Source organism: [Clostridium] innocuum, assembly GCA_012317185.1.
Classification (GTDB): domain Bacteria; phylum Bacillota_I; class Bacilli_A; order Erysipelotrichales; family Erysipelotrichaceae; genus Clostridium_AQ; species Clostridium_AQ innocuum.
In genome coordinates this window covers 2,322,005-2,335,525 of record CP048838.1, presented here as the reverse complement: position 1 = coordinate 2,335,525, position 13,521 = coordinate 2,322,005, and the positions used below count along the sequence as shown (strand labels likewise).

The window sequence follows — 13,521 nt, the reverse complement described above, 5'->3', positions numbered from 1 at the left end:
ATTCCATTCGAATTCTCCTTTATGCAGGCACCTCTACGTAGGAAAGAATGGTATCTGCAGGTTTTTATGATATGAAAGAGAGCGCAAAGCTGCCGGAAGAAAGCCGCAGGATATCCCGTTTATGTTTTCAGACCGGAGCGTCCGGATAAATAATTGATGAGCTGCTGTGCGGCACGCCCGCTGTTTCCGCCATGACCAAGCCCCCATTTTCTGGCCTCCGCCTGCAGCTCCTCCTCACTGAGCGTGATTTCCGGATACTGCTTGGCAAGCTCCGTGACGATTTCAAAGTAGTTCTTCTGATTTGGGCGCTCATAGCAGATGCTGAGACCGAAGCGTGCCACAAGCGAGAGCTTCTCCTGCATGGTATCGGAATGATGCAGCTCGTCATCGTCATTGATATCGTTGCGGTCCTTCCATGTTTCCCGTACCAGATGGCGCCGGTTGCTGGTGGCATAGATTAGAACATTATCCGGCTTTGTTTCCACGCCGCCCTCAATGACCGCCTTTAAAAATTTATATTCGATTTCAAATTCCTCAAAGGACAAATCATCCATATAAATGATAAAGCGGTAATTGCGATTTTTAATATGCGATATAATGGTTGAAAGATCCTTGAACTGGTGCTTATAAATTTCAATCATGCGCAGGCCATCCTTATAGTACTCATTGACGATGGCCTTGATGCTGGTGGACTTTCCGGTTCCGCTGTCTCCGTACAAAAGAGCATTGTTGGCGTTGCGTCCCTCAACAAAGGCCTGTGTGTTTTCCCGCAGCATATCCTTTTGCATCTGATAGCCGATGAGATCATCAAGAATCACGCTGTCCATATTGTTGATGGGAAGAAATTCCACATCCCCGTTTTCACAGGATCGGATGCGAAACGCCTTGTTTAAGCCAAACATCCCGACACCGTACTCCTGATAGAAGGTGGTGATGATTTGGAAGATTTCCTCCTCATCGGCGGCAGTCTCAATGCTGCGGGAGATACGTTGTACCATTGCGGAGACATTCCTGTTGTACATGCGCTCCTTTTTGGCAACGGCTTTATAATTGCTGATTGTTGAGAAGCAGTCGATGCCGAGTGCTTTTTCAATCGGGTGAAAGTCAAAATCAAAGAGACGCTTAACTACCCTGAAATCATTTTTGGCGAAATGATGCACACTGCCATCCTGTACCGGACTCTTTTCACTGACGAGGCTGAATGAATTTTCATTCATCAGAAGCAGAAAGGTCAGATAATTGTGCCAGAGATTTTCATCAAAGCCATAGCTGGTCGCCAGATCAAGCAGTGCCTTGATCTGTGTGTATATACGTTCAATCAGTTCTGCATCCTCTGCCGTTTTTGCATCAAAGTCATGAAATATCTTGGAAAGCTCTGATAAAATACTGTGATCACCAAAGCTGCGGTATAAAATAAGTTTTGCTGTTTCCTTATACATGGGGATACCTCCGTTGTCTATGCCTTTTATTATAAAGAAGGAATGGCGGAATGAAAAGGGTTTTGTGAAAATAAATATTCGTTTTCCACAACGTATGTAACAGGATTGTAAAATAAATGAAAATATGACTGAAAACTATTGACAAAAGTGTGAAAAAGTTTTATTCTAATACCATCACAGTTGGAAAGGAAGTGGACAAGTGATGGCACTATACATTATCGTCATTATTATTATTCTCATAGTCCTAAGCAAGTCTGTTTTTCTTTCTAGTGAGTCTCATACGTGAGATTTCCATAACAGAACACTTTCGTTGTATAAACACTAAGGCGTGAGGATAGAAAGAAAAGCAGCTTATCGTTGGATATGCTGCTTTTTTACGAAACAGGAGGAAGAGGAATGGAATGTAAAGATGTAGAGAAGGCGGCCGCCAGACTGCAGGGGCAGATTCACAATGTGAAGGTGACCAGCTCGCGGACATTTTCGGAAATGAGCAGCTGTCAGCTGTTTCTGAAATGTGAGAACCGCCAGAAAACCGGATCTTTCAAGGTTCGCGGCGCCTTCAACAAGCTGGCGAAGCTGAAGGAAGAGGGGAAAACGAGCGAGGTCATTGCCAGCAGTGCCGGCAACCATGCACAGGGCGTCAGCTATGCCGCAAGCAAGCTGGGCATGCATGCAACCATCGTGATGCCGAAGAGCACACCGATTGCCAAGGTGCTGGCAACCAAGGGCTATGGTGCCGATGTGGTGCTGGCAGGGGATAATTATGATGAGTGCTATCAGGAAGCGCTTCGTCTGCAGGAGGAAAAAGGGGCAACCTTTATTCATCCCTTTGATGATGAGGATGTCATAGCCGGTCAGGGAACAATCGCCTATGAGATCTGTCATGATCTGCCCAATGTGGATATGATCGTCGTACCGGCTGGGGGAGGCGGACTGCTTTCCGGAATCAGCTTTTATGCCAAGCAGATCAATCCGCGTATCAAAATCGTCGGGGTTCAGGCGGAGGGAGCCAATGCCATCGTACAGAGCTTTCAGAAGCAGAAGCACTGTGCGATTAAACATGTAAATACGATCGCGGATGGAATCGCGGTGATGAATCCGGGGAAGACCACGGTAAAGCTTATTCAGGAAAATGTGGATGAGATGGTGAGTGTCAGTGACAGTGAAATCGCAGCGACGATTCTTCTGCTGCTGGAAAGAGAAAAGCAGGTCGTGGAGCCGGCGGGGGCAGCGAGTCTGGCAGCTGTGCTCAACGGAAAAATCAATGTTGCGGGAAAACGTGTTGTCTGTGTTCTGTCCGGAGGGAATATCGATGTTTCCTTTATACACAAGGTTGTTGAAAAGGGACTGGTAAGCCGCGGCAGAAACATGAAATTCAAAACACTGATGCTGGATGTACCGGGTGCTCTGGAGCATTTCACGCATATCCTGTGTGAACAGAATGCGAATATTATTGAAATACAGTATGACCGTATCCAGGCTGATTTGAATCTGAATGAAACCATACTCCATCTGGCTGTTGAGGTCAGCAGCAAGGAACATGGGGAGGCACTGATTAAGGTGTTAAAGCAAAAGGGATATGAAATAACGATGGAATAGGGAGGCTGTTTTATGAAAATGAATGGTTCGCAGATACTGATACAGGCATTGATCGACCAGGGTGTGGATACCATCTTCGGATATCCCGGAGGATCGGTGCTGAATATCTATGATGCGTTATATGAACGAAGTGAGGATATCCGTCACATTATCACCTCACATGAGCAGGGGGCAGCCCATGCGGCAGACGGCTATGCGAGAAGCACCGGCAAATGCGGGGTCTGTCTGGCAACCAGCGGACCGGGCGCTACCAATCTGGTTACCGGTATTGCGACAGCCTATATGGACTCCATTCCCATGGTGGCCATTACCGGCAATGTTCCCAATGATCTGCTGGGACGTGATTCCTTTCAGGAGGTAAATATCACGGGGATCACCATGCCGATCACCAAGCATAACTTTATCGTGCAGAATGTCGAGGACCTGGCGGCAGTGGTACGCAAGGCGTTTGTCATCGCCAATTCCGGACGAAAGGGTCCTGTTCTGATCGATATACCGAAGGATGTTACCGCAGCGCACAGCGAATATGTCAAGCTGCCGCGCTATCGCATCCGCAAGCTTCCAAAGGTGGACGATGTCGTATTTGAACAGGCGCTGGAGGTCATCCGCAGGGCCGAGCGTCCGATGATCTATGCCGGAGGAGGGATTATTTCCTCCAATGCGACCAGAGAGCTAATGAATTTTTCCAGGCATATGGATATTCCTATCTGCTGTTCCATGATGGGACTTGGCAGTGTGCCGTATGACTATGATTTATATATGGGTATGCTGGGGATGCATGGGACACCGGTCTCCAATTACGCAACCCTGAATACCGATCTGATTATCGCGATCGGCTCCAGATTTTCCGATCGTGTTGCGGGAAACCGGGAAGAATTCGGCAGAGAGGCGAAAATCATCCATTTCGATATCGATGCCTCTGAAATTTCCAAGAATGTAGCCAGTGACATTTCCATCGTCGGAGATGCCCGCTATATTCTGAAGAAAATGATACAGCGCATGCCGGAAACCAAGCATGATGACTGGACGGGAACACTTAAGGATTTTAAAACCAAGCTGGGGCTGCCAAAGCCGAAGCCGGGAGAAAATGTCGATCCCAGAGATCTTGCCCTGACCCTGCATGAAATCGTCGGAGAGGATGCGATTATCGTTACCGATGTCGGACAGCATCAGATGATCATGGCACAGTATTATCAGTTTTCCCGTCCGCGCAGCTGGATCAGCTCCTGCGGTCTGGGGACGATGGGCTATGGTATGGGAGCGGCAATCGGTGCCAAGGTTGCCAATCCGCACCGTCCGGTTATTCTGGTTACGGGGGATGGAAGCTTCCATATGAATATGAATGAGATGGCAGCGGCTGTCAGTGCCAATATTCCCATCGTCGTGCTTGTCTTCAACAATCATGTTTTAGGAATGGTGCGGCAGTGGCAGACTCTGTTCTATGATCACCGCTATTCTCATACGACGATTGACCGGCAGACGGACTTTGTGAAGCTGGCAGAGGCGTTTGGCGGAAAGGGATTGCGTATCCAAACGAGGCATGATATTAAAGGTGTCATGAAGGAGGCGCTGTCCAGCAGGGTTCCCTGCATTGTGGACTGCTGGATTGACAAGGATGACTGTGTCTATCCGATCATACCTCCGGGAAAAAGCGGTAAGGATATTATTCTATATGGCAACTAGGGAGATGAGAGCATGAATCGAGCGGTATTATCCATTCTGGTATCCAATCACTTCGGGGTACTGACAAGAGTGACGAATCTGTTTTCCCAAAGAGGATTCAACATAGATTCTCTGGCTGTAGGAGAAACGGAAAATGAAAATTATTCCCGTATCACGATTACAACGAGCGGGGATGCAGCGAGTGTCAATCAGATCAAGCTGCAGCTGGATAAGCTGGAGGATGTGAAAATCGTCCAGGAAATACCGGACGAACAGCTGTTTATCCGGGAGGTCATGCTCGTTAAGGTGGCCCCGCGCGTCAATCAGATGGAAGCATTTGAAAAATGTGTGGAGGACTTTAACGGACGGACGCAGATTATCGAGGATGGCTGCTGTATCGTGGAGATGACGGATACACCGGCTTCTGTAAATTATTTTCTGGAGGAGCTGCGCGAGTATCACATTAAGGAAATCAGCCGCACTGGCGGAGCTGCGCTGCAGCTGAGTACGGAAACTGTTTATTAAACGTAAGCACTTACGTTTTGATAGAACTGGAATTACCAAAAACAAGGAGGAAAACGAAAATGGTAAAAGTTTATTATGATGCAGATTGCAATATGGATCTTCTGAAAGGAAAGACCGTGGCAATCATCGGGTATGGAAGTCAGGGACATGCACATGCACTGAACCTGAAGGACAGCGGAGTGAATGTGGTAGTCGGTCTTCGTCCGGGCTCCAAGAGCCGTGCAAAGGCAGAGGAAGCAGGATTAACGGTATTGGATACGGCAGAGGCTGCAAAAGCAGGTGATGTTATCATGATTCTGACACCGGATCAGGATCAGCCGGATATCTATAAAAAAGATATTGAACCAAATTTGGAAGAAGGAAATATGCTGATGTTTGCACATGGCTTCTCCATTCATTTTAATCAAATCGTGGCACCCGCTGGTGTCGATGTTACAATGTGTGCACCAAAGGGTCCCGGACATACCGTACGCAGTCAGTATCAGGAGGGCAGAGGTGTTCCATCACTGATCGCCGTACATCAGGATGCAAGCGGTAAAGCACATGACTATGCACTGGCATATGCCGGAGGTATCGGTGCCGGACGTGCCGGAATCATTGAAACAACCTTTAAGGAAGAAACGGAAACCGATCTGTTCGGTGAGCAGGCTGTCTTATGCGGCGGTGTCTGCGAGCTGATGCAGGCTGGCTTTGATACACTGGTAGAAGCTGGCTATGAGCCGGAAATGGCATATTTCGAATGTATCCATGAAATGAAGCTGATTGTCGATCTGATCAACAGCGGTGGCTTCGCAATGATGCGCTATTCCATCTCCGATACAGCAGAATACGGTGACTATGTGACTGGAAAACGTCTGATTACAGAAGAAACGCGCAAGGAGATGAAGAAGGTTTTAACAGAGATTCAGGATGGAACCTTTGCCGGAAACTGGATTACGGAAAACAAGGCCGCAGGACGCTCCCACTTCCTGGCAATGCGCCGCGTTCATGCAGCACACCCATCGGAAAAGGTTGGCGAGAAGCTGCGTAAAATGATGAGCTGGCTGAAAAAATAAGGAGGCATTCAATATGGGTAGACCAAGTGATTCTGTCGTTCGAGGAGATGCCTGTGCACCGCAGCGTTCGCTGTTCTATGCACTGGGACTGACAGAAGAAGAATTGAATCGGCCGCTGATCGGTGTGGTCAGCGCCTATTCCGAGATTGTTCCGGGGCATCTGCATCTGGATAAAATCACAGAAGCGGTCAAGGCGGGAATCCGCATGGCCGGCGGTACCCCGATTATGGTGCCTTCCATCGGTGTGTGCGATGGTATCGCCATGGGACATATCGGTATGAAATATTCTCTTGCATCCCGTGAGCTGATTGCGGACAGTGTGGAAACAATGGCAAAGGCACATGGCTTTGACGGTCTTGTGCTGGTGCCAAACTGTGATAAAATCGTTCCGGGAATGCTGATGGGAGCCTTGCGTGTCAATGTGCCGAGTGTTGTCATGAGCGGCGGTGCCATGCTGCCGGGAAATGACAGAGGAAAGGCGATGAGTCTTTCCACCATGTTTGAGGCGGTCGGTGCAAAGAAAGCAGGTCTGATCGATCAGGCGGAGCTGACGCATATCGAACAGAATGCCTGTCCGGGCTGCGGCTCCTGCTCCGGTATGTTTACTGCCAATTCCATGAACTGTCTGTGTGAGGTGCTGGGGATTGCATTACCCGGCAACGGTACGATTCCTGCAGTGTATTCCGCACGAATCCAGCTGGCGAAGAAGGCCGGAATGGCGGTTATGGATATGGTGGAAAAGGATATCCGTCCAAGGGATATCGTAAACGAGAAATCATTACGTAACGGACTGGCCTGTGATATGGCACTGGGCTGTTCCTCCAATACGGTACTGCATCTTTTGGCGATTGCCAAGGAAGCCAAGGTGGAGCTTGATCTGGATATGATCAATGAGGTTTCACAGAAAACGCCGAATCTGTGCAAGCTGGCTCCTGCCGGACCGGATCACATTGTGGATCTGTATAATGCAGGCGGAGTGCAGGCTGTCATGAAGGAGCTGTCAAGAAAGCAGCTGATTGATACCGGCCTGATGACCGTTACCGGAAAGACAGTCGCAGAGAATATCGCGACTGCCGTGAATATGGATACGAATATCATCAAGGATATCGAGCATCCGAATTCTGCCACCGGCGGTATTGCCGTATTGTTTGGAAACATCGCACCGAAGGGCTGTGTTGTAAAGCGCTCTGCTGTGGATCCGAAAATGATGACTCATACCGGACCTGCCCGTGTGTTTGACAGCGAGGAGGCTGCGATCGAGGCAATCTATGCCGGCAGTATTGTAAAGGGGGATGTTGTAGTCATCCGCTACGAAGGACCGAAGGGTGGTCCTGGTATGCGGGAAATGCTGAATCCGACAAGTGCACTTGCCGGTATGCAGCTGGATAAGGATGTGGCACTGATCACAGACGGACGCTTCTCCGGGGCAACCCGCGGTGCTGCCATCGGGCATGTTTCTCCGGAAGCTGCGGCACAGGGACCGATTGCCATTATACAGGAAGGGGATTCCATTACAATTGATATTCCCAACGGCAATATCAGCCTGAATGTGGACGCAGCAGAAATCGAGCAGCGCCTGCAGGCATGGGAAAAGCCGGAGCCGAAAATCAAAGAGGGATGGCTGTACCGGTATTCCCGTCTTGTCGCCAGTGCGGATGAAGGCGCTGTGCTGAAATAAGACATGCCTGAATAGTAAAATATAAAAAGATACGAGGAAATGAGGCAGCTCTGATACCTTATCCAATCGTATCTTTTTTGCATCTTGTATGTCAGTCAAAAAGAAATAGTCATTCTCCAATATACGCTAAACGCCTATATAAGCCTCAATGAAAGCTTTGCTTCAGCACAGTATCAGAATAAGCTCTGTAACCGCATGTCATTCCGGCTTTTGCTCATCAGTCGCTCATAGCGCACAGGCTCCTCGAAGCCGGAAACAAGTCTTCCATTTGCATAGCATGCTTCTATGACGGTATAATGGTCACGATACAGCTTCATAACGACATGCAGTGTTATGCCAGGAGCGATTTCACTGGTACCCTCACTTGCAAAGACATCATGTTCAAAGGAATAAATGATGGGGGTGAAGGCCTGTTTTACAACAAGCTCATCATACAGCAGCTGCTGTACATGCTGACTGTCGAATGTATGCTTTGCGTATTCGCAGGGGATTTCATAGGACACCAGTTGAATGCTGCCGTCTGTTTGTGCATGATAACGGTAAAGGTGATGCAGCTGGGTGACATGATCATCATAATGGTAATAGGTTTCATCGATAACAAAGACATCTTCAAAATTCTCGGGCAGATTTTTGATACGTTCATTCACCGGTGTGGTGATATGGACAGCCTGTGGCAGCAGGGGATTTTCGGTATGCTGAGCTTTATTCGAATAGGTTTTGTTGATACGGCTTAAAAATATATCCAGTGTATTCATGTGAATGTCCTCTTTTCTCATGCACATAGTATAGATCATTTCAGGTAAATCAGAATACTCATATGCTCATGGATCGTAACCTATGAAGGTATTGTGGCTTTTTACTATACGTATTCCAATTTCTGTATCCGAATTTTTATGAAAGTACTCCTGCATACGAATATGGCTGCATGTGGCCAGTTACTGTTCACCGATAGAATAAAAGGTGTCAAGAGGAAAAAGCAAATAAACAAAAAAAATAATATGACATTAAAAGCAGTTTTAATGATGTTAATAAAAAGAGAGTAAAAAATGACTTGCAGCGAATATAACGATTGCTCAGAGCCTGCCAAAGCCTGATAGAAGGCTTTTAAGCAACAACGTTGATATGCAATACATATTATGATAAAAAAGCTTTGAAGAAAGTTATCCACAGTAGTCGTATAAAATCATATGATATAATATCTTCAGAGAAAAAGGAAGATATCAATATGATGACAAAGGATAGGATTACATTAAACAACATTTTACTGCATAAGGAACATTTTGATCATAAACTGATAGGGATCGTAGAATATCTCGAACATCAAAATGTACATTTGAACACGGAATATAAGAGAATCGTGGTCAGTAACCGGAACCTCGTAAAAAAGAATCAAGATGTGCAGGCAAAACTGAAGGATATGAAGGCGATCCAATATAATCTGAATCAAAAATTGAAAGAAAAAGATGAAGAGGCCAGTAATATCATCAAAGATTTTGAAGAAGAGATCAAAAAGCAGGAGAAGATTATAAAAGGCGAACTCCAGCATTCTTATAACGAAAACAATAAACTACATACTGAAAATGAAAAATTACGAAGAGAGATAGAAAAGCTGAGAAAAGAAAATAACCGATATAAAAGGATGAGCAAGAAAAACTCCTGTAATTCCAGTATTCCCCCATCAAAGGATGAATACAGAAAAGTCGCAAATTCAAGGACAAAGACTGGATTGAAAAAAGGTGGACAGAAAGGACATACGGTACATCGTATCAGCTTGAAAGATACTGCAGATAAGATCATATATAGAATCGTAAGACAAGCACCTGTAGGAGCAGAGGCTATTTTAAATGCGGAGAACGAGCTCCTATACTATAGAACACAGGAAATCGATGCAAGACTGAAAACGGAGATTACGGAAACAAGATATATAACAGCAGTACAAGGACAGGTGCTTCCGGAAAAAGAAATGCGCAGGTATCGAATCAGCAGTGTGTCCTATCATGATGATTTCAAAGCGATGATACTGTATCTGAACAGCAAAGGGACGATTCCGTTGAACAGACTGTGTACGATGATCAATGAAATGAGTATGGGGAAGATAAATCTCAGTGCATCAGTCATCGTGAAATGGGAAGAAGTATTACAACAAAAAAGTATAAACTATCAAAATGAGATTCTAAAAGAATTGCGAAAAGAAAGAATCCTGCATGTAGACGAAACAGGATGGAAAATCAATGGAACGCGTGCATGGTTACATGTGATCGTAAGTGAACAAAGAGCATTTTTTATTGTCACAGAGAAGCGGAAAGATACGGAGAAAGGACCGCTGGGAATACTGAATGATTATGAAGAATGTCTGATCCATGATCATTATAAGGCATATTATGATTTGAAAAGCTGCGACCATGGAGAATGTAATGCACATATTCTGAGATATTTAAAAGAAGGAGCAGAACTGGATAAGAATGAAGCGTGTGCAAGAATGATGGAACTGATTCAGAACATGATCCATGAAAAGAAAGAACTGGTTAGACATAGAATCATGAAGATGGATGAAAAACAGATCAGCTCATACGAAGAAAGATATATGGAGATCCTGAATGATGAGTTAGAAAAGTATGCTTCAGAGCATCCAAAAAAAGTAGCAGCCAAATATGTACCGGGATATATAAAATTGATGAAACGGATGGTGGAGTATAAAGAAGAACATCTGAGATTCATCAAGGATTTTACTGTTCCTTCTGATAATAATATAGCAGAGAGACAGATGCGGCCGACAAAAGCAAAGAAGAAGATCAGCGGACAGAGTCTCAGTCTAGAAACAGCTAATTATTTTGCGGCAATACATACAGTAGTGCAAACGTGTTCCTTACAGAAGAAAAATACACTGGAAGAAATCAAAGCCATCCTTCAATCATAAGAGGGATGGCTTTGATTTTTTATGAGTATCGGTGAATAGTAACAATGCATGTTTGCATCATGTAAAAAAATGAAAAAAGTGTTGCGTTAAAAAGCTGTTTATGGTAACATAACCATGTTGTATGTCCTCCCGGATTTACAACCGCTCAGAACAGGGTTTAAGTATGGAAATCATCACCTTGCATGGCGAGTCTTAAATTATTTAGAAGGAGGTGCGATTTATGTACGCAATCATTGAAACAGGCGGAAAACAGATCCGTGTAGAAGAGGGTTCCACAATCTTCGTAGAAAAGCTGGACGTTCAGGAAGGCGAAGCTGTTGTATTTGACAAGGTAGTCGCTTACTGCAACCGTTCTCTTCGTGTTGGTACTCCATATGTAAAGGGAGTTAAGGTCAACGCAAAGGTTGAAAAGCAGGGAAAAGCAAAGAAGATCATCGTCTACAAATACAAGGCTAAAAAAGGTAGCTCACACCGCAAGCAGGGACACCGTCAGCCTTACACAAAACTGACAATCGAATCAATCGAGGCTTAATGTATGGTAAGAGTCCATGTAAAGCGGCATCAGGGTATTATACAGGAAGTGGAAATCAGAGATCATGCAGGCTATGCAGATGCCGGTCAGGATTTGGTATGTGCCGGAGTGAGTTCCATAGCTGTAGGAATGATGAATGCTTTAGATGAGATGGTGCCTGAAGCATGCGACTTCGTTTTGAAGGAAGCATACATCAAAATTGAAACGATCCTGCCAGATGCTACAGCAGGTATCCTGTTACAGGGAATGTACTATCAGCTGTCAACCATGCAGGAAAGCTATGCAGACTATATTACAATAAACGATCAGGAGGTGTGATTATGAAATTTGTATTAGATATTCAGCTGTTCGCATCCAAAAAGGGTGTTGGTTCTACAAAGAACGGCCGTGACTCCGAATCCAAACGTCTTGGAGCAAAACTGGCTGATGGACAGTTCTGCCATGCAGGAAGTATCATTTACCGCCAGCGTGGTACGAAAATTCACCCGGGAACAAACGTTGGAAAAGGTGGAGATGACACGTTATTCGCAAAAGTGAATGGTGTTGTAAAATACGAACGTTTAGGTAAAGACAAGAAAAAAGTGTCCGTTTACCCACAGGCGTAATGAAAAAATCCCCGGTATGGGGATTTTATTTTTGAGCAGGATAACAGAAGGAGACAAGGAGGTGCCTGAATGTTTATAGATCGTGTAAAAGTACATGTGAAGGCTGGAAAAGGCGGAGATGGAATCGTTGCTTTCCGGCGTGAAAAATATGTTGCCTACGGTGGTCCCAGCGGCGGAGACGGCGGGGCTGGCGGTGATGTCGTTTTTATGGTCGATGAAGGAAAGACAACACTGCTGGATCTGCGCTACAACCGCAAGATGGCTGCAGAGCCGGGCGGGAACGGAAAGACAAAGAAAATGCATGGTGCCGATGGGGCAGACTGCATTATCAAGGTGCCGCAGGGTACGCTTGTAAAGGATGAGAAAACCGGAAGAATTCTGGCGGATCTCACACGCAAGGGACAAAAGGAAATCATCGCCAAGGGCGGAAAGGGCGGCCGCGGCAATTTCCACTTTAAATCCAGTAAAAACACGGCACCTCAGTACAGTGAGCTGGGCGCACCGGGGGAAGAACGTGATATTATGGTCGAACTGAAGGTGCTGGCGGATGTCGGACTGGTTGGCTTCCCATCTGTTGGGAAATCCACATTGCTGTCCGTTGTATCCAAGGCGAAGCCGGAAATCGCGGAATACCACTTTACAACGTTGGCTCCGAATCTGGGGATGGTGCAGGTTCCGGATGGCAGAAGCTTTGTCATGGCGGATCTGCCCGGACTGATTGAAGGAGCGAGTGAAGGAAAGGGGCTTGGACACCAGTTTCTTCGTCATATCGAACGCTGCCGTGTTATCATCCACGTTGTGGATATGGGAGCGAATGACGGCCGCGATCCTGTTGCGGACTATAAAACCATCAATGATGAGCTAAAGCAGTATGAATACCGTCTGATGGAGCGTCCGCAGATCGTTCTTGCGAATAAGATGGATCTGGATGGAGCACAGGAAAACCTGAAGCGCTTCAGAAAGGCCTATCCCGAGGTTGAGGTATTTGAGACCACAACGATTATTGCAGAGGGTCTGGAGCCGGTTCTCTATCGCGCAGCCGATCTGCTGGAAACAACACCGCAGTTTCCGTTATATAACGATGATGCCAGTGATGAAGAGGCGGAAGGTGTGCTTTACAAATTTGAACCTGAGCAGCCTGCCTTTGAGGTACACAACATGGGAAATGGCAACTGGGAGCTGAGTGGGGAAGAGCTGGAACGCAGCTTTAAGATGAGCAAGATGGATAATGAAGAGGACTTCATGCGATTTGCCCGCAAAATGCGGAAAATGGGAATTGATGAAGCACTGCGCAAAGCCGGCTGTAAGGACGGCGATGTCGTAACCATCTGTGATATTCAGTTTGAATTTGTCGAGTAACGTCATACCGACATTCCCCTTCATGAAACATGGGTTGGCTTCATGGCAAAAAAGCAAAGGCGCAGAAACACACGATTAAAGCGAGGTTCCTGTGCCTTTTTCTTTGCTTTTGCTTATCCCACCCAATCATGCATCGTTTTGTACAGGCGG

12 protein-coding genes and 1 other annotated feature are annotated in these 13,521 nt (G+C 46.1%); of the genes, 10 read left to right on the top strand and 2 right to left on the bottom strand.

The window, feature by feature from the left end; all coding sequences use genetic code 11:
• Positions 1 to 119: 119 nt before the first annotated feature.
• The gene (locus G4D54_11280) at positions 120 to 1,439 is read right to left on the bottom strand and encodes an ATP-binding protein (GenBank protein QJA02989.1); all 1,320 of its coding nucleotides are present in this window, start codon (positions 1,437 to 1,439) and stop codon (positions 120 to 122) included.
• Positions 1,440 to 1,835: 396 nt separating this feature from the next.
• On the opposite strand from G4D54_11280, the gene G4D54_11275 reads away from it, so the two are divergent.
• Genes G4D54_11275 through ilvD form a run of 5 tightly spaced genes read left to right on the top strand, consistent with a single transcriptional unit; the run spans position 1,836 to position 7,958 of the window.
• Positions 1,836 to 3,038, top strand: a complete 1,203-nt coding sequence (locus G4D54_11275; protein QJA02988.1) for a threonine ammonia-lyase — start codon at positions 1,836 to 1,838, stop codon at positions 3,036 to 3,038.
• Between the two features lie 12 nt (positions 3,039 to 3,050).
• Positions 3,051 to 4,721: a biosynthetic-type acetolactate synthase large subunit gene (ilvB, locus tag G4D54_11270; GenBank protein ID QJA02987.1), complete on the top strand. Its 1,671-nt coding sequence runs from the start codon at positions 3,051 to 3,053 to the stop codon at positions 4,719 to 4,721.
• Positions 4,722 to 4,733: 12 nt separating this feature from the next.
• Positions 4,734 to 5,225 (top strand): acetolactate synthase small subunit, encoded by a 492-nt coding sequence (gene ilvN, locus G4D54_11265; protein QJA02986.1) that lies wholly within the window; start codon positions 4,734 to 4,736, stop codon positions 5,223 to 5,225.
• Positions 5,226 to 5,284: 59 nt separating this feature from the next.
• Entirely contained in the window at positions 5,285 to 6,280 is a 996-nt protein-coding gene (ilvC, locus tag G4D54_11260; protein QJA02985.1) for a ketol-acid reductoisomerase, read from the top strand.
• 13 nt (positions 6,281 to 6,293) lie between these two features.
• Positions 6,294 to 7,958, top strand: coding sequence for a dihydroxy-acid dehydratase (ilvD, locus tag G4D54_11255; GenBank protein QJA02984.1), 1,665 nt, complete (start codon positions 6,294 to 6,296; stop codon positions 7,956 to 7,958).
• 173 nt (positions 7,959 to 8,131) lie between these two features.
• Here the strand turns inward: ilvD and G4D54_11250 are convergent, their stop codons facing one another.
• Positions 8,132 to 8,713, bottom strand: coding sequence for a hypothetical protein (locus G4D54_11250; protein QJA02983.1), 582 nt, complete (start codon positions 8,711 to 8,713; stop codon positions 8,132 to 8,134).
• A 470-nt stretch (positions 8,714 to 9,183) separates the two neighbouring features.
• On the opposite strand from G4D54_11250, the gene G4D54_11245 reads away from it, so the two are divergent.
• The 5 genes from G4D54_11245 to obgE all read left to right on the top strand — a co-directional run bounded on the left by G4D54_11245 (position 9,184) and on the right by obgE (position 13,371).
• Entirely contained in the window at positions 9,184 to 10,875 is a 1,692-nt protein-coding gene (locus tag G4D54_11245) for an IS66 family transposase (protein QJA02982.1), read from the top strand.
• 129 nt (positions 10,876 to 11,004) lie between these two features.
• Positions 11,005 to 11,078, top strand: a sequence feature (ribosomal protein L21 leader region).
• 17 nt (positions 11,079 to 11,095) lie between these two features.
• Positions 11,096 to 11,407: a 50S ribosomal protein L21 gene (rplU, locus tag G4D54_11240; GenBank protein ID QJA02981.1), complete on the top strand. Its 312-nt coding sequence runs from the start codon at positions 11,096 to 11,098 to the stop codon at positions 11,405 to 11,407.
• 3 nt (positions 11,408 to 11,410) lie between these two features.
• Positions 11,411 to 11,725 carry a ribosomal-processing cysteine protease Prp gene (locus G4D54_11235; protein ID QJA02980.1) on the top strand — a complete coding sequence of 105 codons (315 nt, stop codon included), beginning with the start codon at positions 11,411 to 11,413 and terminating at the stop codon, positions 11,723 to 11,725.
• Positions 11,726 to 11,727: 2 nt separating this feature from the next.
• Entirely contained in the window at positions 11,728 to 12,012 is a 285-nt protein-coding gene (rpmA, locus tag G4D54_11230; protein ID QJA02979.1) for a 50S ribosomal protein L27, read from the top strand.
• Between the two features lie 69 nt (positions 12,013 to 12,081).
• On the top strand, positions 12,082 to 13,371 hold the full coding sequence (gene obgE, locus G4D54_11225) for a GTPase ObgE (GenBank protein ID QJA02978.1): 1,290 nt from the start codon (positions 12,082 to 12,084) through the stop codon (positions 13,369 to 13,371).
• Positions 13,372 to 13,521 lie beyond the last annotated feature (150 nt).